Annotated in this window: 17 protein-coding genes, 3 tRNA genes and 1 pseudogene; 6 read left to right on the plus strand and 15 right to left on the minus strand. The window is 56.8% G+C overall.

All coding sequences use genetic code 11. From position 1 onward, the window contains the following. Nucleotides 1–14: 14 nt before the first annotated feature. From ACN0XM_RS15685 to dbpA, 4 genes are all read right to left on the minus strand, one after another. A complete protein-coding gene (locus ACN0XM_RS15685) occupies nt 15–1,337 on the minus strand; it encodes a sodium ion-translocating decarboxylase subunit beta (RefSeq protein WP_417567880.1) in 1,323 nt (440 codons plus the stop codon). 13 nt (nt 1,338–1,350) lie between these two features. Further along, entirely contained in the window at nt 1,351–3,138 is a 1,788-nt protein-coding gene (oadA, locus tag ACN0XM_RS15690; RefSeq protein ID WP_417567881.1) for a sodium-extruding oxaloacetate decarboxylase subunit alpha, read from the minus strand. A 41-nt stretch (nt 3,139–3,179) separates the two neighbouring features. After that, entirely contained in the window at nt 3,180–3,431 is a 252-nt protein-coding gene (locus ACN0XM_RS15695; RefSeq protein WP_417567882.1) for an OadG family protein, read from the minus strand. Between the two features lie 223 nt (nt 3,432–3,654). Beyond that, on the minus strand, nt 3,655–5,028 hold the full coding sequence (gene dbpA / locus ACN0XM_RS15700) for an ATP-dependent RNA helicase DbpA (RefSeq protein WP_417567883.1): 1,374 nt from the start codon (nt 5,026–5,028) through the stop codon (nt 3,655–3,657). 106 nt (nt 5,029–5,134) lie between these two features. Here dbpA and ACN0XM_RS15705 point away from each other — a divergent pair, with 106 nt between their 5' ends. Together ACN0XM_RS15705 and ACN0XM_RS15710 are read left to right on the plus strand one after the other, a co-directional pair. After that, nucleotides 5,135–5,671, plus strand: a complete 537-nt coding sequence (locus ACN0XM_RS15705) for a DUF2058 domain-containing protein (protein WP_417567884.1) — start codon at nt 5,135–5,137, stop codon at nt 5,669–5,671. A gap of 278 nt (nt 5,672–5,949) precedes the next feature. Beyond that, on the plus strand, nt 5,950–7,779 hold the full coding sequence (locus ACN0XM_RS15710) for a HAMP domain-containing methyl-accepting chemotaxis protein (RefSeq protein ID WP_417567885.1): 1,830 nt from the start codon (nt 5,950–5,952) through the stop codon (nt 7,777–7,779). 8 nt (nt 7,780–7,787) lie between these two features. Here the strand turns inward: ACN0XM_RS15710 and ACN0XM_RS15715 are convergent, their stop codons facing one another. The 9 genes and pseudogenes from ACN0XM_RS15715 to alaS form a co-directional block, all read right to left on the minus strand. Continuing rightward, a complete protein-coding gene (locus ACN0XM_RS15715) occupies nt 7,788–8,297 on the minus strand; it encodes a BCAM0308 family protein (RefSeq protein ID WP_417567886.1) in 510 nt (169 codons plus the stop codon). Between the two features lie 74 nt (nt 8,298–8,371). Further along, nucleotides 8,372–8,563: a hypothetical protein gene (locus ACN0XM_RS15720; RefSeq protein ID WP_417567887.1), complete on the minus strand. Its 192-nt coding sequence runs from the start codon at nt 8,561–8,563 to the stop codon at nt 8,372–8,374. A 200-nt stretch (nt 8,564–8,763) separates the two neighbouring features. Further along, nucleotides 8,764–8,925 (minus strand): annotated as a pseudogene (locus ACN0XM_RS15725) (cytochrome D ubiquinol oxidase subunit II); the annotation flags it as partial. Between the two features lie 128 nt (nt 8,926–9,053). Continuing rightward, nucleotides 9,054–9,130, minus strand: a tRNA-Arg gene (locus ACN0XM_RS15730). A 26-nt stretch (nt 9,131–9,156) separates the two neighbouring features. Further along, nucleotides 9,157–9,233, minus strand: a tRNA-Arg gene (locus ACN0XM_RS15735). A 63-nt stretch (nt 9,234–9,296) separates the two neighbouring features. After that, nucleotides 9,297–9,386, minus strand: a tRNA-Ser gene (locus tag ACN0XM_RS15740). Nucleotides 9,387–9,512: 126 nt separating this feature from the next. After that, nucleotides 9,513–9,710: a carbon storage regulator CsrA gene (csrA, locus tag ACN0XM_RS15745; RefSeq protein WP_417567888.1), complete on the minus strand. Its 198-nt coding sequence runs from the start codon at nt 9,708–9,710 to the stop codon at nt 9,513–9,515. A 183-nt stretch (nt 9,711–9,893) separates the two neighbouring features. Further along, entirely contained in the window at nt 9,894–11,132 is a 1,239-nt protein-coding gene (locus tag ACN0XM_RS15750; protein WP_417567889.1) for an aspartate kinase, read from the minus strand. A 104-nt stretch (nt 11,133–11,236) separates the two neighbouring features. Beyond that, the gene (alaS, locus tag ACN0XM_RS15755; RefSeq protein WP_417567890.1) at nt 11,237–13,867 is read right to left on the minus strand and encodes an alanine--tRNA ligase; all 2,631 of its coding nucleotides are present in this window, start codon (nt 13,865–13,867) and stop codon (nt 11,237–11,239) included. A 141-nt stretch (nt 13,868–14,008) separates the two neighbouring features. Here alaS and ACN0XM_RS15760 point away from each other — a divergent pair, with 141 nt between their 5' ends. Beyond that, a complete protein-coding gene (locus ACN0XM_RS15760; protein WP_417567891.1) occupies nt 14,009–14,563 on the plus strand; it encodes an RDD family protein in 555 nt (184 codons plus the stop codon). A 24-nt stretch (nt 14,564–14,587) separates the two neighbouring features. Here ACN0XM_RS15760 and lptG read toward each other — a convergent pair whose 3' ends face one another. Together lptG and lptF are read right to left on the minus strand one after the other, a co-directional pair. After that, on the minus strand, nt 14,588–15,649 hold the full coding sequence (gene lptG / locus ACN0XM_RS15765) for an LPS export ABC transporter permease LptG (RefSeq protein WP_417567892.1): 1,062 nt from the start codon (nt 15,647–15,649) through the stop codon (nt 14,588–14,590). After that, nucleotides 15,636–16,745 (minus strand): LPS export ABC transporter permease LptF, encoded by a 1,110-nt coding sequence (lptF, locus tag ACN0XM_RS15770; RefSeq protein WP_417567893.1) that lies wholly within the window; start codon nt 16,743–16,745, stop codon nt 15,636–15,638. The genes lptG and lptF overlap by 14 nt, the downstream gene beginning before the upstream one ends. A 242-nt stretch (nt 16,746–16,987) precedes the next feature. Between lptF and ACN0XM_RS15775 the strand changes: the two genes are divergently transcribed. The 3 genes from ACN0XM_RS15775 to ACN0XM_RS15785 all read left to right on the plus strand — a co-directional run bounded on the left by ACN0XM_RS15775 (nt 16,988) and on the right by ACN0XM_RS15785 (nt 22,009). Continuing rightward, entirely contained in the window at nt 16,988–18,481 is a 1,494-nt protein-coding gene (locus ACN0XM_RS15775) for a leucyl aminopeptidase (protein ID WP_417567894.1), read from the plus strand. Further along, complete coding sequence (locus ACN0XM_RS15780; RefSeq protein ID WP_417567895.1) at nt 18,468–18,983, plus strand: DNA polymerase III subunit chi; 516 nt, start codon at nt 18,468–18,470, stop codon at nt 18,981–18,983. The genes ACN0XM_RS15775 and ACN0XM_RS15780 overlap by 14 nt, the downstream gene beginning before the upstream one ends. 173 nt (nt 18,984–19,156) lie before the next feature. Further along, nucleotides 19,157–22,009 carry a valine--tRNA ligase gene (locus ACN0XM_RS15785; protein ID WP_417567896.1) on the plus strand — a complete coding sequence of 951 codons (2,853 nt, stop codon included), beginning with the start codon at nt 19,157–19,159 and terminating at the stop codon, nt 22,007–22,009. Nucleotides 22,010–22,011: the final 2 nt, after the last annotated feature.

The raw sequence follows: 22,011 nt of genomic DNA on the forward strand, positions 1-22,011 counted from the left end.
GGCAATGGTGACGATCAGGTCAGAAGCTTGATCATCACACCAGCCGCTACCGCAGAGCCGATAACACCAGCCACGTTCGGCCCCATGGCGTGCATCAGCAGGAAGTTGTGCGGATTGGCTTCCAGACCAACCTTGTTGGAGACCCGCGCTGCCATCGGCACCGCAGAGACACCGGCTGAACCAATCAGCGGGTTGATCTGTTCCTTGGTGAACTTGTTCATCAGCTTCGCCATCAGAACACCGCACGCGGTACCGACACCGAAGGCGCAGATACCAAGCGCCAGGATGCCCAGGGTCTGGGTGTCCAGGAACTTGTCTGCCATCAGTTTGGAGCCCACGGACAGCCCAAGGAAAATGGTCATGATGTTGATCAGTGCGTTCTGGGCGGTGTCGTTCAGACGCTCGACCACGCCACACTCACGCATCAGGTTACCGAAGCAGAACATACCCAGCAGCGGCGCCGCATCCGGCAGGAACAGAACCACAGCAATCAATACCACCAGCGGGAAGATGATCTTTTCTTTCTTGCTCACCGGGCGCAGTTGGGACATCTTGATCTTGCGCTCTTCCGGAGACGTCAGTGCCTTCATGATCGGCGGCTGGATCATCGGAACCATCGCCATGTAAGCATAGGCCGAGACCGCAATCGCACCCAGCAGATGCGGCGCCAGAACGCTCGATACGTAGATCGATGTCGGGCCGTCAGCACCACCGATGATACCCACGGCTGCCGCTTCCAGAATGGTGAAGTCCAGGATACCGGCCCAGTCCAGCAGAGCCGCACCCAGTACCGTACCAAAGATACCGAACTGGGCCGCCGCACCCAGCAGCATGGTCTTGGGGTTCGCCAGCAACGGGCCGAAGTCCGTCATGGCACCCACTCCCATGAAGATGATCAGCGGGCCCACGGTGCTACCGATAACAACCAGATAGAAGTTGTACAGCATGCCGTTGCCGTATCCGAAGTCCTGCGCCAGGCCATTAGCCATGGCGACCTGGGCAGAGCTACCTTCTTTATAGGCGTGCTTGAAGGCATCCATGATTTCCGGCGTCACCGCCTGGCCAGCCTGATAGGCAACATCCAGTGCGCTGGCAAGCGCTGCCAGTACTTCCGGCTTGCCATAGTGGATCGCGTTTTCAGCCGCAGTCAGGGCGAGGCCTGCCTCCGGAATGTTCGCCAGGATGCCACCGAAGCCAATCGGCACCAGCAGCAGAGGCTCAAATCCTTTGCGAATCGCAAGGTACAGAAGAAGCAGGCCGACAGCGATCATGACCGCCTGGCCTGGTGTCATATTGAACAAGCCACTGCCTGTCCAGAGCGTCAATAATTTTTCCATGGAATGCTGGCCCTTATGCGATTGTCAGCATTTCATCATCAGGGGAGACGGCATCACCGACCTTGATGAAGACTTCGCCGATAGTACCGGCCTTCGGTGCGCGAATCTCGGTTTCCATTTTCATGGCCTCGAGAATGATCAGCACATCGCCCTCTTCCACGGCATCACCCGGGGAAACCAGAACCTTGAAGATGTTGCCACCCAGAGGCGCAACAACCGGCTCACCTTCACCCACCGCAGGTGCCGGTGCGGCGGAAGCCGCCGGCGCAGACTCTGCGCCACCCTCACCCTGAACCTGGGTAATTTCACCACCCTCGGAAACAGCAACCACGAACTTCTTGCCGTTCACTTCCACGGTGTAGGTCTCGGGGCCTTCAGCCTTTTTGGCCGGGACCGCAGATTCAGCGGTCGGGACCGGCTCAAACGCATCCGGATTGCCACGGTTTTCCAGGAACTTCAGACCGATCTGCGGGAACAGCGCGTAGGTCAGTACATCGTCTACGGTGTTCTCGGCCAGCTTGATCCCCTTCTCGTCTGCCAGCCTCTTGAGCTCGTCAGTCAGCTTGTCCATTTCCGGCTCTATCAGGTCAGCAGGGCGACAGGTGATAGCTTCTTTACCGTCCAGAACCCGCTCCTGCAGCTCCTTATTGAACGGCGCCGGTGCAGAACCGTACTCGCCCTTCAGGATGGCAGAGGTTTCCTTGGAGATTGACTTGTAACGCTCACCCGTCAGAACGTTCAGTACCGCCTGGGTGCCAACAATCTGGGAGGTGGGGGTTACCAGCGGAATGTAGCCCAGGTCTTCACGAACCTTGGGAATCTCGGCCAGTACTTCGTCGAACTTGTCGGCAGCGTTCTGCTCTCTCAGCTGGTTCTCCATGTTGGTCAGCATGCCGCCTGGCACCTGAGCAATCAGGATACGGGAATCGGTACCTCTGAGACTGCCTTCAAACTTGGCATATTTCTTACGCACTTCACGGAAGTAGCTGGCAATCTCTTCCAGCAGGTTCAGGTCCAGACCGGTGTCACGATCTGTACCTTCAAGAATCGCAACCACGGCTTCGGTCGGCGAATGGCCGTAGGTCATGCTCATGGAGGAGATGGCTGTATCCACGTTATCGATACCGGCTTCCGCGGCCTTGATGGCGGTCGCCGTAGACATGCCAGTTGTTGCGTGGCACTGCATGTGAATCGGGATGTCCAGCTCTTTTTTCAGACGGCTGACCAGATCAAAGGCGACGTATGGCTTGAGAATTCCAGCCATGTCCTTGATGGCGATGGAATCCGCACCCATGGACGCGATTTCCTTTGCCAGCTCCACCCACATTTCGATGGTATGCACCGGGCTGGTGGTGTAAGAAATGGTTCCCTGAGCGTGTTTACCAGTCTTGCGAACGGCCTTGATGGCAGTATCCAGGTTGCGCGGATCATTCATCGCATCAAAGATGCGGAATACGTCTACGCCGTTCTCGGCGGCCCGCTCAACAAACCTATCGACCACATCATCAGCATAGTGACGATAACCCAACAGGTTCTGACCACGCAGGAGCATTTGCTGCGGCGTGTTGGGCATGGCCTTTTTCAGCTCGCGAATACGCTCCCAGGGATCTTCGCCCAGGTAACGGATACAGGAATCAAAGGTGGCTCCGCCCCAGGATTCCAGAGACCAGAAACCGACCTTGTCGAGTTTCTCGGCAATAGGCAGCATGTCATCCAGCCGCATACGGGTGGCAAGCAGGGACTGGTGGGCGTCACGCAGGATAACGTCCGTAATCCCCAGCGGTTTCTTTGTGTCAGTCATCGTGTCAGCCTTCTGTTTAAAGGTTCTATCTTTTTACCGGATCACTTCTTGTGGCGCGCCCGGAATTTTGCAATCGCCTTTTTGATGGCCTCGGCAGTGTCGGGGTCAACCGACGCAGGCGCCTTCGGCTTGGCACGTGGTGTTTTGGCCGGGGTTGCCGGCTCTGGCGGCGCAAACCGTCCTATGAGTTTGGACATGAGGAGTGTCGCGAATACCAGAACAATCAGGAACACGAACACGAACCCCATTCCGGCAATCATCAGATCGACGGCTTGTGACATCAGGTCATTCATATCGAACAGCTACCTGTATTGATTTATGTTTCTCCCGAACCCTGCCCGGCCTGACCAGTTAGACTAATGTCTAACGCCACTCCGCAACAATTCGGGGGGCAAAATCCTGCGTAATTTACCGTTTTCAGTGGCCCCGGGCAACCTGAATACGAAAATCTATACGGAGTTTCCGAGCGTCGAGGCCCCTAATGACCGTTGCCATTGCTCCTGAAGCAATTCTCATTCAGGCATATCGAACGCGTATTTTTCGGCCTTTGACCTTGCCTCGTTCCAACCTGGACAAAGCTTCGCCTGCCTGCGACTTCGCAACAGCCACAAAACACTGATGATCAAACAGATCTATTTTGCCAACCGCTTTGCCGGGAATGCCAGCATCACCTGTTAGCGCCCCCAACACGTCTCCTGGCCGGATCTTGTCCTTGCGACCACCGGCGATGCACAGGGTTCGCATGGTAGGAACAACAGGCTTTACCTGCGTAGCCAGAAGCAATTCCGTGTCTCCCCAGACCACGCTATGCCCCCGCCCGGATTCAATCCGACTGATCTTGTGCCCCTGGGCAGGCGTGCAGAAGGTGACCGCATGCCCCTGCTCCCCTGCTCGCCCGGTACGCCCGATGCGGTGGGTATGAACTTCAGGATCCCGCGCCGGGTCGGCATTGATGACGAGCGGTAGGGACTTGATATCCAGACCACGGGCGGCCACGTCGGTAGCAACCAGAATCGAACAGCTTTGATTGCCAAAACGCACCAGCACGCTGTCACGATCCCGCTGCTCCAGATCGCCATGCAACGCCAGCGCCGAAAACCCCCGATTACCCAGGTCTTGCGCCATCTCGTCACACTGCTGCTTGGTGGTACAGAAAACGATGCAGGAGTCGGGCTGCCTCCCTGAGAGCAGGGCCACGATGGCATCCGCCTTCCGCTGAGGCGATACCTCGTAGAACAGCTCTTCAATGTCCGGGTTCTCGCCCGCCATATCGGCGCGCACGTCCACCGGCCCATTCTGGTACTGCTTGCTGAGCTCACGGATCGGGGCCGGCCAGGTGGCCGAGAACATCATGGTCTGCCGCGAGCCCGGTGTCTGCGAAAGGATGTCTTCCATTGCATCCTGGAAACCCATATCCAGCATACGGTCTGCTTCGTCAAGAACCACGGTTTTCAGTCGCGCGAGCGAGAGGGTTTCTTTGCGCAGGTGGTCCTGAATCCGGCCCGGTGTGCCAACCACAATGTGCGCCCCGTGGCTGAGCGAACCAATCTGTGGCCCGATCGAGACGCCTCCACACAGGGTCAGGATCTTGATGTTCTCCCGGGCGCGGGCCAGCTCCCTCAACGCCTTGGCCACCTGATCCGCGAGCTCTCGGGTGGGACATAAAATCAGTGACTGGACCGCAAACAACCGTGGATTCAGCCGCTCAATCAGGCTGATGCCAAATGCCGCGGTTTTACCACTCCCGGTTTTTGCCATGGCAATCACGTCCTTACCGGCAAGCCCTGGCGCCAATGCCTTTGCCTGTATCTCGGTGGGTTTTGCAAAACCCAGCTGCTCAAGATTTGCACGCATGGCAGAAGACAAACCGAAGTCGTTAAAAGAAGACATAAAAGAAAATCCCGGAATCAGCGGATGCTGGTTATGAAGGCAATAATGAGGGCGTATACTAGATCCAAATGATACCAGAATTTGCAACTAAAGAATGGAGTTACTGATGGCAACCCTTCAGGACCAATTGCTGAAAGCCGGCCTTGCCGATGAGAAGAAAGCCAAAACCATCCGCAGTGAAAAGCGCAAGCAACGCAAGCAGCAACCCAAAGGCGCGGTTCAGGTTAACGAAGCAGAGATCCGTGCACGCCAGGCCCGCGAAGAAAAGGCAGAGCGGGACCGTCAGCTGAACCTTGAGCGCCAGCAGGCAGTTGAGAAAAAAGCGATCCAGGCACAGATACGCCAATTGGTCGAATCGAATCGCCTTGACCGAAGCCGGGGTGAAACCTCCTATCAGTTTGTCCACGACAAAAAGATCAAGAAAATTTTTGTAGACGACAAAATGGTCGATCAGCTTTCCCGTGGCCGATTGGCCATTGTCCATATCAACGACAATTACGAGATCCTGGCGGAGGGCGTTGCCCGGAAGATCATGGAGCGTGATGAGAAAGCCGTTGTCGTACTCCACGACCGCAACAAGGATGACGCGGGAGAAGACGACCCCTATGCGGGTTATGAGATCCCTGATGATCTGATGTGGTAATCGAATCGCCTGGTTCTGATAGCGCTCAGAGCCAGACGTTCATTATTCCGTATCACGTCAAAATACACCCGGTAATCATCTGTAACTGTAAAGTTCTGGAATAAACAGCCGTAAACCGACTTAATATTAGTCAAACATCACCCGCCTTCAGCCTTCAAAACGTATCAGAAAAGCCATCCGGTTTTTAACTGGAGAGTTGAGCTGTAAAGGTCGGAACGGCAACTCTCACATCGTCCAGGGACATTACAACAATGCGCTTTCCAGAGCTCCTCACCAACATGACCATTCGAACCAGGCTCGCCGGCGGGTTTGCCATCCTGCTGCTGCTGACCATTCTGGTGGGCATAGTGGGTGACCGCGCCCTGGACAGCTACGGCCAAAGGTCGAATATCGTTGCCATGCTCGGGCAAGTGAATACTGACCTCACCGAAGCCCGCGTCGAAGAAAAGAACTTTCTCCTGACTGGCGACGCCGATGCGGTCACCAAAACCCAATCACAAGGCGATCGCGTTCTCGAATTAACCGGCGAGATTAAACCGCTGCTGGTCGTTAGCGAAGACGTTAAAAAACTGGAAAGTATTCAGTCTGATGTAAAACAGTATCAGCAACTGATGGGAGCCGTTGAGAAGAACATCAGTGAACGAGAAGAGGCCCTGAAGCGTCTTGAAACCAGTGCCAGAATCTTCGGATCATCCCTCAAGGCCCACAGCTCGCTGTTCTTTGCCTCAGCGATTTTTGAGGATATGCGCCGGTCAGAGCGCAAGTTTCTGATCGAGCATGATGAAGCCAGCCTCAAGGCGTTTCTTGGCGACGCCAAAAGGGTCCAGAACCCGCTGAAGTCAGCTGCCATCACTGCCGAAGAAAAAGAACAGATCAACGCAGCGCTCAATACCTATATCAACGAGTTCCAGACAGTTGTCGACCTGACCAAAACCGGCAGCCTGTTCTCGGATGACATGGTCAGTACCGCACGAAGCGCCATCGTTTCTGCCACCGGCCTCCGCGCACTTCAGGTTGAAAAGATGGAAGCCGACCGCCAGCAGGCGTCCTGGCTGATCTTTGGCGCAACGGGCATCGCGGTTGTACTGGGCGTATTAATGGCCTACCTCATTACCCGCGCGATCGTCTCTCCGGTCAATCAGGCAGTGGCCATAGCGTCTGAAGTTGCCTCAGGCAACCTGACTGTCGAGATAGATGCGGCCGGAACCAATGAAATTGGTCGGTTAATGGCAGCCCTGGCAACCATGGTGACAAGCCTGCGGGAACTGGTTAGAAGCATTGAATCAGGCGCCTCGAACATCGCTGCTTCGGCTGAGGAGCTTTCAACGGTCACCAGCCAGACCAGTGATGGTATCAATCGCCAGAAACAGGAGACCGATCAGGTTGCAACCGCGATGAACGAGATGACTGCCACCGTCAGCGAGATTGCGCGCAGCGCGGAGCAGGCATTTTCTGTCGCAACCGATGCCGCCAGCCAGGCTAACGAGGGTGAGCGGGAAGTTCGGGAAACAGTCGAGCAGGTCAACAACCTGGCCCGGGAAGTAAACCAGAGCATGGCAACCATTCACGGCCTGCAAAAGGAAACTGCCAACATCGGTACCGTTCTGGATGTCATCAAATCCGTGGCCGAGCAGACCAACCTTCTTGCACTGAATGCGGCCATTGAGGCGGCACGCGCCGGCGAGCAGGGCCGGGGCTTCGCCGTGGTTGCTGATGAAGTGCGCTCCCTGGCCCAACGGACCCAGTCGTCGGCCAAGGAAATCGAAACCCTGGTAACGTCGTTGCAGAGCAGTGCGGGAAATTCGGTATCCGCGATGGAATCCAGCGCCACCATGGCCTCCAACACGCTGGAGCGCGCCAAAGCGACAGGAGCTACCATTGAGCTCATAACCAGAGCCGTTGAGGATATCAAACAATACAACAGCCAGATTGCCACTGCATCCGAACAACAAACATCGGTAGCTGAGGAAATCAACCAGAACCTGACGAGCATCCGTGACGTGACCGATCAGTCAGCAGCCTCATCCAACCAGACCGCGAGCTCCAGTAGCGAACTGGCCAGGCTCGGCAGCGAGCTGCAGAACCTGGTTTCCCGTTTCAGGCTCTAAGCCATCACTCACTCATCCCGGTTCCAGTACACCCTGACCAGATTCGATTCCTTGGTGTACTGGATTTCCAACTCGCCGTCGTAGGCTCGCTCGACGGCTTCCCCAGCGCCCCGGGGAAGATGAAGGTCGGTGAATTTGACGATCAGCTCCCCCTCCTTACCGTCCTCAGCGCTCATCAGCCGCTTCATGGGGTGCTCGGCTTTTTCTTCCTCAACCTTGTTGTGGATGAGTTTCAGAATTTCATCACGGTGCTTCGCGAGGAAGCCGCCAGAGAGCGTAAGTATGCCAGCGGGCATATCATCCCGGATTCGCTCACAGGCAGGGCACATCAGCTCATGAGCCTGCCCTGCGGGCTCGGCTGCCCACTGCCAGCGCCCCTTATGGAAAACGGCGCCGCACCCGGGGCACACAGTCGGCTCCTTAGGCTTGCTTCTGGCCATATAGGGATCGTGAATCTCCTCTCTGAGAATTCGGTCCCCGCGCCCGCGCCCAGCCAAATCCCTGTCTTTGCCGCTCATTTCATAGCTCCTTTCCCAGGATTACCCGAGTACCAAGTGGCAACATTTCTTCTCTTGTCTCTCCAACAGCCAGCTCAATGAAGCTTGTGGCGCCCGAAAATCTCCAGAATCTCCCGCTCCGTTTCCGAGGGAACGCTCACCTTCACGACCTTGGCCTCCTCATCGATAAATATGTTGTCTCTGGGGATGCCAGACGCAATTAGATCGTCCCAGGTATTCCGGGCCTGGTCGTAATTTTCATAGGCACCATTGATGGTCTTATTCATAATTTCAGCTCCTTGAAAATGAGTGCACTTCAATTTTAAGAATAGGCAGAAGCGCCACATCTGTGCAATTTTTAACCGCCCAGAGATTGATCTGGAGCAAACATCGGAAAGACCCAAAACAGGCTCAAGGGCGCCCCTTAGTGCGCCCGGGGCTTCCGACTCGGCGGAACCAGGCCACGAGTTCAACCCGGTCGGCGTGAGCGGAGAGTCCGCCAATGGTATAAAGACAGGTCCGGCGTGACATAGGGATTGGGGTACTGTTCGTGCGGGAGGGTTATATTGAGCCCGACCGATTTGGCGCCCCGACCGAAGGCACCACAGTTAGCTGCCTCCATGATGCCTGGCCCACCACCCGTCACCAGAGTTACGCGGCTAAAAATAGTAGGCACTTGATGCACTGTCTAAATTTCGATCCACATTGCAGAACGTTTAGAAGGGAAATGCTGAGGCAATAAAAAACCCCGCTCAAGGCGGGGTTCTTTATTTGATATGGCGCGGCTGGGAGGATTCGAACCTCCGACCGCCTGGTTCGTAGCCAGGTACTCTATCCAGCTGAGCTACAGCCGCTTAAAACAGGTGGCAAGATTGATCGATGGCGCGGCTGGGAGGATTCGAACCTCCGACCGCCTGGTTCGTAGCCAGGTACTCTATCCAGCTGAGCTACAGCCGCACATTGATCACTTGCTTTGGTTGAATGCTACATCAACCCGTCTCATTTTCCCGAAAAAGGAAATGGCGGAGAGGGAGGGATTCGAACCCTCGGTACGATTGCTCGTACGGTTCCTTAGCAGGGAACTGGTTTCAGCCACTCACCCACCTCTCCTTGAGAACGGGGCGTATACTACCATAATTTTTCTGATTTCATAGGGTTGACACGAGTTTTTTCAGCCTCGATATCCCCGATAACCAAAAAAGCCGTTCAGGTTTCCCGTGAACGGCTTTCTGTCTTTCAGCTGTTACCGGGCTCAGGCTCTTCGGCCCCTTTTTCCGACTGAATTCGCTGATAGATTTCTTCGCGATGTACCGCTACTTCCTTCGGGGCATTGACGCCAATGCGTACCTGATTGCCCTTTACTCCCAGGACGGTGACGGTAATGTCGTCGCCGACCATCAAAGTTTCGCCTACGCGGCGAGTTAGAATCAACATATCCCTTACTCCCTATCCAGAGCTACCTGTTCCGACAAATGGTTTTTATCTATTTTTTACGTTTATAGTGAGATCTCTAACCGGACAACAGACGCACATTCCCTTATACGGGGCCGTGATGCCATAGGCTCAGTCAATGAATCTCTTTTTTATACCGCCCCGCAGATCGACCTGGTGCCTGCGTTATCGGGCCTCATCTACCCCGGGCTTGTCGAGATCGAATGCACTGTGAAGAGCACGAACCGCAAGCTCAAGATATTTCTCATCGATCACCACGGAAATCTTGATTTCTGATGTGGAGATCATCTGTATGTTGATGCCTTCATTGGACAGCGCTTCAAACATTTGAGTCGCAACACCAGCATGTGACCGCATACCAACGCCCACAATGCTGACTTTCGCAATCTTGCTGTCGCCGCCCACTTCTCGGGCACCCAATTGATCGGCAACGCCCTGGAGCACTTCCTTGGCACGTTTGAAATCATTGCGGTGCACCGTAAAGGTAAATGCAGTTTTGTTATCCTCACCCACGTTCTGGACAATCATGTCCACTTCAATATTGGCATCGCTAATGGGCTTGAGAATCCGCAACGCGCTACCTGGGGTATCGGGCACTCCGGATATTGTCAGTTTGGCTTCATCACGGTTAAAAGCAATGCCGGAAACAACCGGTTGTTCCATGGCGTTTTCATCCTCAAGAGTAATCAGGGTGCCTTCCCCTTCCTGAAAGCTGGAAAGAACCCTTAATGGAACGTTATATTTGCCTGCAAACTCTACAGAGCGGATCTGAAGAACCTTGGAGCCAAGGCTCGCCATTTCGATCATTTCTTCGAAGGTAATCCGCTCAAGGCGTCGGGCGCTGTCTACCACACGAGGATCGGTTGTATACACGCCATCCACGTCTGTGTAGATCTGGCACTCATCGGCCTTCAGCGCTGCCGCCAGAGCCACTGCGGTGGTATCCGAACCTCCACGGCCCAGCGTTGTGATATTTCCCTTCTCGTCAATGCCCTGAAAACCCGCAACAACAACCACGCGACCGGCATCAAGGTCTTCCCGCATACGCTGCTCGTCGATCTGTTTGATGCGGGCCTTGGTATGGGTGCTGTCGGTAACAATCCGCACCTGGGAACCAGTGTATGAGCGGGCTTCGCAGCCACGCTTTTGGAGAGCCATGGACAAAAGTGCAATCGTCACCTGCTCACCCGTGGACACGAGCACGTCCATTTCACGGGGAGTCGGCTCCTCCATGATGTTGTTGGCGAGGGCGATCAGCCGGTTGGTTTCACCGCTCATGGCGGAAACCACGACAACAACGTCATGACCTTCCTTGCGGAACCGGCAAACCTTCTCGGCAACCGCTTCTATACGCTCGGTGGTCCCCACCGAGGTGCCACCAAATTTCTGAACCAACAGAGCCATTGTCTTTCAACTTCCGAAACGGGGACTCACAGCGGAACTTTGATCCGCCACTTGAAATAAACGGGCGGGATTATAAACCCCAGCCCGCTCCTTAAAACAGTTGCTTAAGCGATATTTTTTTCGACCCAGGCCGGAATACCCGCCAGCGCCTCGGCCAGTTTGGAGGGATCATTGCCGCCACCCTGGGCCATGTCAGGGCGACCACCGCCCTTGCCATCCACTTGGGCCGCAAGATGTTTCATAAGGTCCCCGGCCTTGATCTTGCCGGTGGCGGATTTGGTAACACCCGCAACCAGGGTCACCTTGCCGTCTTCAACGCTGGCCAGAACCACTACGCCCTCGCCCAGCTTGTTCTTGAGCTGATCAGCGGTTTCCATCAGCGCTTTGCGGTCCGCTCCTTGCATCTCCGAAGCCACCACCTTCAGGCCGGCAACATCCACAGCCGAACCAGCGAGGTCGCTGCCCGCAGAGCTGGCCAGTTTAGCCTTCAGAGCATCAAGATCTTTTTCAAGCTGACGGTTGCGGTCAATGGTCTGCTGAACTTTCTCGACCACGGATTCCCGCGTGCCCTTTACCAGGCGCGCGGTCTCACGCAGGGTGCGCTCGGTTTCATCGATCCAGTTGAGCGCGCCCATGCCGGTCACCGCCTCAATCCGACGTACACCCGAGGAGATACCGCTTTCCGAGGTAATCCTGAACAGGCCAATATCGCCGGTCCGGCTGACGTGGGTACCGCCGCATAGCTCTACGGAGAAGTTGTCAGTACCCATGCTCAGAACCCGGACCACATCGCCGTATTTCTCGCCAAAAAGCGCCATGGCACCCTTTTCCTGGGCCTTTTCCATATCGGTGATTTCAGTCTGCACCGGGCTGTTTTCCAGAATCTGCTCATTCACCTGGCGCTCAATTTCCCGCAGCTGCTCAGGCGTTAACGCCTCGAAATGGGAGAAATCAAAACGCAGTTTGTCCGGATCCACCAGGGAGCCCTTCTGACTCACGTGCTCGCCCAGCACCTTGCGCAAGGCAGCATGCAATAGGTGCGTAGCGGAATGGTTGCGTTTGGTGCGTTCACGCCGGGCATGATCAATGCGCGCGTCCACTTCCAACCCCGGGAACAACTCGCCTTCGATGAGAGTACCGAGGTGCAGATGGTTATTCCCTTCCTTGCGGGTGTCAGTCACCTTGAACCGGCCCCCACTCCAGGTCAGTAGACCGGTATCACCCACCTGGCCGCCGGATTCGGCGTAAAACGGTGTGCGATCGAGCACCACAATCGCTTCATCCCCGGCTTCGGCGGTCTTTTCTTCGCCGTTTACGATCACCGCCCGTATTTTTTCGTGGCCGTCAATGTTCTCGTACCCGGTGAATTCGGTTTTGCCCTCGATCTGCAGGCCGCCAGCGTTATAGTCGATGCCAAACTTGCTGGCTGCCCGGGCACGCTCACGCTGGACTTCCATGGCTTTCTCGTAGCCATCGTAATCCAGCGTCAGGCCCCGCTCACGGGCAATATCATTGGTCAGATCCACCGGAAAACCGAAAGTATCGTACAGGGTAAAGATGGTCTCACCCGGTATTTCCGTACCCTTGAGTTCCGCAATGTCTTGCTCCAGTAGGCGCAGCCCCTTATCCAGAGTCTTGACGAACTGCTCCTCCTCCTGCAGCAGCACCTTCTCGATCTGTTTGCGACTGCTCACCAGCTGCGGGAAGGCATCCCCCATCAGTTCGACCAGGGCACCGGTCAGCTTGTAGAAGAACGGCCCGGTAGCTCCCAGTTTGTTGCCGTGGCGGGCTGCGCGGCGAATGATCCGGCGCAGAACGAATCCGCGACCCTCGTTTGAGGGCATCACCCCATCTGCAATCAGGAAGGCGCAGGAGCGGATATGGTCCGCCACCACACGCAGAGACGCCTCCGTGGTTGACGCACCACCGAGAACTTTCGACGCCGCGGTGAGCAAGTCCTGGAACAGGTCGATCTCATAATTACTGTGAACCCCCTGAAGCACAGCGGTAATCCGCTCCAGCCCCATGCCGGTATCCACGGAAGGCTTGGGCAGCTTCAGCATCTCGCCGTCCGCAGTGCGGTTGTACTGCATGAACACCACGTTCCAGATTTCAATATAACGGTCGCCGTCTTCGTCCGGAGAACCCGGCGGTCCACCAGCCACATCCGGGCCATGATCGAAGAAGATTTCGGTGCAGGGGCCGCAGGGGCCGGTATCGCCCATCTGCCAGAAGTTGTCAGACGCATAGCGACCGCCCTTGTTATCGCCAATACGGACGATCCGGTCTGCCGGAACACCGATTTCCTTGTTCCAGATCTCGAAAGCTTCGTCGTCTTCGGCGTAAACGGTTACCCAGAGCTTGTCTTGGGGCAGGTTCAGCCAGTCCTTGCCGGTAAGAAAGGTCCAGGCGTAATTGATGGCCTCGCGTTTGAAGTAATCCCCGAAGCTGAAGTTGCCCAGCATTTCAAAGAAAGTGTGGTGGCGAGCGGTGTAACCCACGTTCTCAAGGTCATTGTGCTTGCCACCGGCGCGGACGCATTTCTGGGAGGAAGTGGCCCGGGTATAGTCGCGCTCTTCACGGCCAAGGAACAGATCCTTGAACTGGTTCATTCCCGCATTCGTAAACAGCAATGTGGGGTCGTCCGCGGGTACCAGCGAACTGCTTGGAACAATGGTGTGACCTTGCTGTTTGAAATAATCGAGGAATGCCTGTCGCAACTCTGCGGTTTTCATAGCCCTTTGATACCTTTCCAGAAACCCGCCGGGAATACCGCCGGGTCCGCGATTGAATACGAATACTTACATGCTTGTGCAAATCCGCTACTCTAGCACACGCCGAGAACAGGAAAAACGTGAAACATCACAGGAGATTCCATGCCCCGACGCTTCCATGACGCCGAGGAACTATTGCCGCCAGCCACTGCCTTGAAACGTGCCCTGGCGATTATTTACGACGGTTTGATCAGCATTGCCGTGTTACTGGTAGCCACCTGGGCCTACACCATGGTCGCCGGATGGATAACCGGCTGGAATCAATACGAGCAGATGGCCGAGGCAGGCCAGATTTCCGGTGATCCCGCTTTGACCTTCGTCCTGTTCCTGGTGCTGTACCTGTTTTTTGCCTATTTCTGGACGCGTGTCGGGCAGACCCTGGGGATGCAGGTGTGGCGAGTCCGCATCGAGAACCTGGACGGCACTTCTGTGAGCTGGACCCAGGCGCTGATTCGCTATGTCACGGCCGCAGCAGTCCTCTTCCTGACCCTGCTCGCAAGCTATTACCTGAGCGCAGCAACACTCTTCCTGTCCATTCCGGCTATGGTCGCCCTGTTCTACCCCATCAACGGCCTGTCCGTCACAGACCGGCTGTCACACAGCGTCGTTGTCTCCTTACCCAAGGAATCCGGAAAGAAGCAATCTGCAAACCGGTGAAAACCGGCGGTGTAACCGGGCCCATCATCCGGCCCGGCGCATCAGAATGGCGCCCACCACTGCATTGACTGCTATTGGCACCAACACCGCCAGCATCGGGTTAAACCCATAGAGCAGACTCATGGGTCCCAACAGATCCTGCATGTATTTGAACAGAAGCCCCACCAGCAGTCCCGTGAACACCCGGAATCCCATGGTGACTGAACGCAAAGGGCCGAAGATGAAGGAGATAGCAACCAGCACCATCACGGCCGTACCCAGTGGCATCAGTGCTTTTTTCCAGAAGGCAAGCCAGTATCGCGAGGCATTCAGGCGTTGCTCCCCGAGATACCTGGCGTAGGTGTACAACCCTGTCATAGAGAGATTTTCAGGCTTAACAATCAGAACGCTCAACACCCCCGGAGACAAACCTGTCTCCCATCTAAGGGCCTGGCTTTCAGAGCGAATGGCTCTATTATCCTCAAAATTGGTGGTGCGGACATTCTCCAGCAGCCAGTGGTCGCCCTGAAAAATTGCCCGTTCGGCAAAACTGGCCGAAACCAAGAGACGATCGTCATCGAGGCGGAATCGGGAGACTCCGTGCAGCACGCCGTTCGGCTGAACCGCGTTCAGGTGAATATAGACATCCCCCTCCTTATGCCAGACGCCAGACGCCGAAGCCACATTTCGTCCCGCGCCGAGTGCCACTGCCTTGTCGCTCTGGGCCATGCGCTCGGCCGAAGGTGCAACATATTCGCCGATCAGGACGCCCAGCAAGACCACCACGAGTGCCGGCTTCATGGCCGACCAGACAATGCGCCTGAGCGATACCCCGGCTGCGCGAATGACCGTGAGCTCCGAGGAGCTGGCCATGGAGCCGAGACCGACCAGGCAACCCATGAAAGCCCCAAGCGGCAGGTAATCGTATATCCGGCGCGGAACCGTCAGGAGAATATGCCAGAGCACCTGGAGCGTCTGATAGTCGTTGCGGGTATTTTCCAGCTCAGCAATGAACGCAAAAACCAGATCCAGCGATAGCACAACGACCATCACCAGGAACATGGCGCCGCCAACCGTACGCATTACATAGCCGTCAACCCTGCGCATGAGCACCTCCCTCCCTGGCTATACGCCGCTGGTGCAGCCAGCCGGGACCGAACTGGAGCCAGAACCCCAGTGCCGTGAACAGAGCATGCACCCAGAGCAGGCCGACCCACTCGGGAACCTTACCCGCCGCGAGCCAGTCCCGGGCCACAATAAGCAGGCCGAGGTAGGTGATGTAGACCAGCATCGCCGGCAACAGGTGAAAAAAGCGGCCTTGACGGGGGTTAACCCGGCTCAGGCTCACCGCCAGCAAGGCGACGACAGGAACAATCAGAGGCAGGGAAAAACGCCAGTGAAGTAATGCTCGGTCTTGGAGGCTGTCTGACTGCATCAGGCTAAGGGTGTTGATACCTTTTTCAAGTTCCTGGGCTCCGGCTTTACCGCTGTCGATCCTCAGGCCATAGGCTTCGAAATCAATCAGATTGTAATCAAGTTGACCTGCAACGCCCTCAAACCTGCCTCCCCCTTCGAGAATGAGAAAGCGGCTGCCGGTTTCCGAATCTATCAGCTGTGACCCGGTTTCGGCGGTGATAATGGTCAGGCCCTTACCATCCTCCGCATAATCGGCAATGAACACCCCCCGCAGCTGGCGCTTGTCCTCACTGAGACTTTCGGTATAGGTTACCCGCCCGCCTGAGGAAAAATCCTGGAACCGCCCGGGCGCCAGCATTTCAAACTCCGTGGCCTTGCGCTGCTCGTTGATAATGTCTTCAACCTGCTTCATTCCCCAGGGAGAAACATAGAGGCTCATGGCCCCGACGATGATCATCACCGGCAAGCTGCCAATCAGGGTTTTACCGAGCAATGCCTTGTTGCTCACACCACAGGCATAGAGCACCGTCATCTCGCTTTCGAGGTACATCCGGCCATAAGCAAGAAGAATCCCGATGAACAGCCCGAGCGGTAGTATCAGCTCAAGAAAACCGGGGAATCGATAGGCCATGATTTCAAACAACACCCCGGCCGAAATGCTCCCTTCAGCTGCGCTGTCGAGGTACTTCAGGAAGCGGCCACTCATAAACACCAGCAACAAGATGCCCGAAACGGCAACCATGCTGATCATGGCCTGGCGAATGAGGTAACGGAAGATGATGCTCAAATCGGTCTCTCTGGCCGTATCCGGTGAAACATGGAGGATGCTGGGAACTGCGCGTATTCTATGTAACCTTGATGCCGAATGACAGAGCAGCGGTATTACACTGGCATGAAGGGCCGTGAAGGCCAGCAAGCGGTACCAACTGCTTGATAATTTCCGTGCCAGCCCCAATGCTAGACTAGATCACATTCAAGCACGATTCCCGCCTCTGGCGGACGTCCCCCGAACAATCAACAGGAGTTGCCATGAATTTCAGCCTGAGCAATAAAGCCATCGCCAGCACCAAAGCAGACTGCCTTGTTGTCGGCTTGCCCGAAAAAGGCACCTGGCCGCAATCTACCAACCAGGCAGACGAGGCGCTGAGCGGGCTGATCAGGAAACTCCAGAAAGCCGGCGACCTTAGCGGCAAGAATGCCACCACGGCGGCGATACCGCTGACGGACCAGCCCTGGGGACGTCTACTGGTGGTTGGTACCGGCAACGACACGGATCGAACGCCTGCGAATTACCGTAAAGCCCTGATCGCCATGATGACCGCGCTGAAAGACGGCCCCTCAAAAAGCATTGCCGTCGCCCTGGCAGACACCCCCGTAACCGGCGACGACGCGGTAAGCTCTGAAGCCGCCCGCCTCAGCCTTATCGGTCGCACCCTGGAAGATCAGCTTTACACCTTCAGCGACTTCAAGAGCGAAAAGCCGGCACCCCGCAAACTGAACAAGGTCGTTGTCGTTGCCTCAAGTGCTGCCAAAGATCTGAAAGATGCGTTCAACCTGGGCCTCGCAACCGGCCGTGGCATGAATCTCACCCGCGACCTGGGTAATACCCCGCCCAACATCTGCCACCCTGAATGGCTGGCCCAACAGGCCAAGAAACTCGCCAAGGACCACGACTGCATCAAGACCGAAGTGCTTGACGAAAAACAGATGGAAAAGCTGGGCATGAACACCATCCTGGCGGTCGGCAAGGGCAGTACCCAGCCTCCACGACTGATCGTAATGGAATACCGTGGCGGCAAGGACAAGGACAAGCCCCATGTCCTGGTGGGCAAAGGCATCACCTTCGATACCGGCGGCATCAGCCTCAAACCCGGCGAAGGCATGGACGAAATGAAATACGACATGGGCGGCTCCGCCAGCGTATTCGGCGCCATGCAAGTCCTGGCCGAAACCCGGCCCAAGATCAACGTCGTAGCCGTGATTGCCGCAGCTGAGAACATGCCGGACGGGGGCGCCTCGCGCCCGGGCGACATCGTCACCACGCTTTCCGGCTTGACCGTTGAGATCCTCAACACTGACGCCGAGGGCCGCCTGGTACTGTGCGATGCCCTCACCTATGTGAAGAAATTTGACCCGGCCGCGGTCATTGATCTGGCCACCCTCACCGGGGCCTGCATCATCGCTCTGGGCAACCACGCCACCGGCCTGCTCGCCAATAACGACGAACTGGCCAACGAACTACTGGCTGCCGGCGAACGCGCCGGTGACCGCGCCTGGCGCCTGCCCCTCTGGGACGAATACCAGAGCCAGCTCGACAGCAACTTCGCCGACATGGCCAACATCGGTGGCCGCCCGGCCGGCACCATCACCGCCGCCTGCTTCCTGTCCCGGTTTGCCAAAGACTACCGCTGGGCCCACCTGGATATCGCCGGCACCGCCTGGCACTCCGGCAAAGCCAAGGGCTCCTCAGGCCGCCCGGTACCCATGTTGGTCGACTACCTGATGTCCCATGCAGGAAAATAACCCGGCGCCTTCTCCGGAACCCGGCAGCCCAGCTACCGGGCCTTCCGGCCAGGAAGACCGGAACCAGCGCTACTGGTTCCACATCCTCGCCCAGAACACCCCCGCCGCCCGCAACCTCCACGCCGTCAAACTTGTGGACAAGGCCTGGCAGCAGGGCGACCGCGTATGCATCGTTTGCGACACCAAGCAACAAGCCGAGGAACTGGATGACCTGTTATGGAACTTCAGCCCCGATGCGTTCATCCCCCACAGCGTCGTCCCGGACTCGGCCACCACATGCACCGACCCCGTCGGCATCCTGCTATGCCCTCCGGTCGCTGAAGACTGGGACACAGTCATCATCCTGTCGTCCGCTTTGCCGCCGGCTGCTGACCGCTTTAAGCGGCTTGCACTGGTTGCCCATAACGACCCGAATGTTCTGAACCAGGCGCGATCGCATTTCAAGCAATTGCGGACATTGGGGATCGAACCGAGGGTGCATGATCAGAGAAAGCGGGGGTAGGTTTGTGTCGGGTTACGCTTCGCTAACCCGACCTACATTTTTCACGCCTCGCATACAACCAGCAGGCTACTGACAGAACTCACCTCCAAGGTTCGCCGCATCACCGGCGACCATGTATAATCGAGCGTCTCAATTTTCCCTTGTGAATCAACCAACGGTCACTGCAGAAACCCATGGAAAAAACCTACCAGCCAGAAAACATTGAGCGCCAGTGGTACGAAAACTGGGAATCCAAAGGGTACTTCCGCCCCTCCGGCGAAGGTGAATCATTCAGCATCGCCATCCCGCCGCCCAACGTTACCGGCAGCCTGCACATGGGCCATGCGTTCCAACACACCATCATGGATACCCTCACCCGCTTCAAGCGCATGCAGGGCCGTAACGCATTGTGGACCGTCGGCACCGACCACGCCGGCATTGCCACTCAAATGGTGGTCGAGCGCAAACTGGCCGCCGAAGAAGACAAAACCCGCCACGACCTGGGTCGGGAAGAATTCATCAAACGCATCTGGGACTGGAAAGAGCACTCCGGCGGCACCATTACCCGCCAGATTCGCCGCCTCGGCAACTCCGTGGATTGGGACAACGAACGCTTCACCATGGACGACGGCTTCTACAAGGCCGTTCAGGAAGTGTTCATCCGCCTTTATGATGAAGGTCTGGTGTACCGTGGTAAACGGCTGGTGAACTGGGACCCCAAACTGCACACCGCCATCTCCGATCTCGAAGTGGAGAACAAGGAAGAGAAAGGCTTTTTCTGGCACCTGCGCTACCCGCTGGCTGACGGCGCGAAAACGCAAGACGGCAAAGACTACGTGGTGGTTGCCACCACCCGCCCGGAAACCATGCTGGGCGACACTGCCATCGCCGTGCACCCGGACGACGAGCGCTACCAGCACTTGATCGGCAAGCACGTGCTGCTGCCTCTGGTGAACCGCCGGATTCCGGTTGTAGCCGATCACCACGCCGACCCGGAAAAAGGCTCCGGCTGCGTGAAGATCACCCCGGCCCATGATTTTAACGACTACGCTGTGGGTAAACGCAATAACCTGCCCATGATCAACGTCATGACCCAGGATGCCAACATCCGGGACCTGGCCGAGGTGTTCAATGCGGACGGTACTGAGAACACCGATCTCGACGGCACCATGCCCACCGCCTACGCAGGCCTGACCCGCGAGGAAGCCCGCAAACAGATCGTTGCCGACATGGAGGCCGCCGGCCTGGTACAGCAGGTTGAAGATCATGTCCTGAGCGTGCCCCGTGGCGACCGCTCCGGCCTGATCATCGAACCCATGCTCACGGATCAATGGTTCGCCGACGCCAAGACCCTGGCCAAGCCGGCCATTGAAGCGGTGGAAGACGGTCGCATCCAGTTTGTGCCCAAACAGTACGAGAACATGTACTTTTCCTGGATGCGTGATATCCAGGACTGGTGCATCTCCCGCCAGCTCTGGTGGGGCCACCGGATTCCCGCCTGGTATGATGCTGAAGGCAATATCTATGTGGGCCGCAACGAAGAGGAAGTGCGCCAGAAGCACAGCCTGGCCCCCGATCTGGACCTGAAGCAAGACGATGACGTACTGGACACCTGGTTCAGCTCGGCTTTATGGACCTTCGGCACCCTGGGCTGGCCGGAAATTACCGAACGTCTGAAGACCTTTCACCCCACCGACGTGCTGGTCACCGGCTTCGACATCATCTTCTTCTGGGTTGCCCGGATGATCATGATGACCATGCACTTTATGAAAAACGAAGATGGCACGCCCCAGGTGCCCTTCCACACTGTTTACGTGACTGGCCTGATCCGAGACGAACACGGCGACAAGATGTCCAAGTCCAAGGGCAACGTGATCGATCCGCTGGACATGATTGACGGCATAAGCCTGCCCGACCTGCTGGAAAAGCGCACCGGCAACCTGATGCAGCCCAAGCTGGCCGAGAAGATCGGCAAACGCACCGAGAAGGAATTTCCGGAAGGCATTGCCGCCCACGGCACCGATGCCCTGCGTTTCACCCTGGCAGCCATGGCCACCACCGGCCGCGACATCAACTGGGACATGAAGCGCCTGGAAGGTTACCGCAACTTCTGCAACAAGCTGTGGAACGCCGCCCGCTACGTACTGATGAACACCGAAAGCGAAGACTGTGGTGTGAATGGCGAACCGGTGGAACTCTCCCTGGCCGACCGTTGGATTATCAGCGAGCTGCAAAGCTGTGAGCAGGAGGTGATCCGCCATCTGGATCAATACCGCTTTGACCTGGCCGCCTACGCTCTGTATGAATTTATCTGGAACGAGTATTGCGACTGGTACCTGGAACTGTCCAAGCCGGCTCTGAACGATGAGAACGCCAGTCCTGAAGCCAAGCGCGGCACCCGCCGCACCCTGGTCCGGGTGCTGGAAGCTGTCCTGCGCCTCGCGCACCCGATGATGCCGTTCATCACCGAGGAAATCTGGCAGCGCATTGCGCCCCTGGCAGGCAAAACCGGCGACAGCATCATGCTGCAACCCTTCCCCGAGCCGGACACCAGCAAACAGGACGCTGCCGTTTCCGCCGATATCGAGTGGCTGAAAGGCGTCATCGTGGCTGTGCGGAACATCCGTGGTGAGATGAACATCTCCCCGGCGAAAAAGATCCCGGTGTTGCTGCGAGGCAAAGATGCCGAAGACCAACGCCGCATGGACGACAACCGCCAGTTCCTGGGCTCCCTGGCCAAGCTGGAAAGCCTCGACTGGTTTGAGGGCGACAAGGCCCCCATGTCTGCCACCCAGCTTGTGGGCGAAATGGAAGTGCTGGTCCCCATGGCCGGCCTGATCGACAAAGATGCGGAACTCAAGCGCCTGGACAAGGAGCTGGAGCGACTGCAGAAAGAAATCGGTCGCCTGGAAGGCAAGCTGAACAACGAAAAGTTCACTGCCAAGGCACCGGCGGATGTGGTCGAGAAAGAGCAGGAAAAGCTTCGTGACGCCCAGAGCAGCCAGACCCGTCTGAGCCAGCAGCGGGCCGACATCGAGGCCATGTAACC

The organism is Marinobacter sp., from assembly GCF_048269445.1.
Classification (GTDB): domain Bacteria; phylum Pseudomonadota; class Gammaproteobacteria; order Pseudomonadales; family Oleiphilaceae; genus Marinobacter.

What these genes read in the sequence shown, in the direction of transcription:
- ACN0XM_RS15685 (WP_417567880.1), bottom strand. Translation starts at nt 1,337, where the DNA reads ATGGAAAAATTATTGACGCTCTGGACAGGCAGTGGCTTGTTCAATATG.
- oadA (WP_417567881.1), bottom strand. Translation starts at nt 3,138, where the DNA reads ATGACTGACACAAAGAAACCGCTGGGGATTACGGACGTTATCCTGCGT.
- ACN0XM_RS15695 (WP_417567882.1), bottom strand. Translation starts at nt 3,431, where the DNA reads ATGAATGACCTGATGTCACAAGCCGTCGATCTGATGATTGCCGGAATG.
- dbpA (WP_417567883.1), bottom strand. Translation starts at nt 5,028, where the DNA reads ATGTCTTCTTTTAACGACTTCGGTTTGTCTTCTGCCATGCGTGCAAAT.
- ACN0XM_RS15705 (WP_417567884.1), top strand. Translation starts at nt 5,135, where the DNA reads ATGGCAACCCTTCAGGACCAATTGCTGAAAGCCGGCCTTGCCGATGAG.
- ACN0XM_RS15710 (WP_417567885.1), top strand. Translation starts at nt 5,950, where the DNA reads ATGACCATTCGAACCAGGCTCGCCGGCGGGTTTGCCATCCTGCTGCTG.
- ACN0XM_RS15715 (WP_417567886.1), bottom strand. Translation starts at nt 8,297, where the DNA reads ATGAGCGGCAAAGACAGGGATTTGGCTGGGCGCGGGCGCGGGGACCGA.
- ACN0XM_RS15720 (WP_417567887.1), bottom strand. Translation starts at nt 8,563, where the DNA reads ATGAATAAGACCATCAATGGTGCCTATGAAAATTACGACCAGGCCCGG.
- csrA (WP_417567888.1), bottom strand. Translation starts at nt 9,710, where the DNA reads ATGTTGATTCTAACTCGCCGCGTAGGCGAAACTTTGATGGTCGGCGAC.
- ACN0XM_RS15750 (WP_417567889.1), bottom strand. Translation starts at nt 11,132, where the DNA reads ATGGCTCTGTTGGTTCAGAAATTTGGTGGCACCTCGGTGGGGACCACC.
- alaS (WP_417567890.1), bottom strand. Translation starts at nt 13,867, where the DNA reads ATGAAAACCGCAGAGTTGCGACAGGCATTCCTCGATTATTTCAAACAG.
- ACN0XM_RS15760 (WP_417567891.1), top strand. Translation starts at nt 14,009, where the DNA reads ATGCCCCGACGCTTCCATGACGCCGAGGAACTATTGCCGCCAGCCACT.
- lptG (WP_417567892.1), bottom strand. Translation starts at nt 15,649, where the DNA reads ATGCGCAGGGTTGACGGCTATGTAATGCGTACGGTTGGCGGCGCCATG.
- ACN0XM_RS15775 (WP_417567894.1), top strand. Translation starts at nt 16,988, where the DNA reads ATGAATTTCAGCCTGAGCAATAAAGCCATCGCCAGCACCAAAGCAGAC.
- ACN0XM_RS15780 (WP_417567895.1), top strand. Translation starts at nt 18,468, where the DNA reads ATGCAGGAAAATAACCCGGCGCCTTCTCCGGAACCCGGCAGCCCAGCT.
- ACN0XM_RS15785 (WP_417567896.1), top strand. Translation starts at nt 19,157, where the DNA reads ATGGAAAAAACCTACCAGCCAGAAAACATTGAGCGCCAGTGGTACGAA.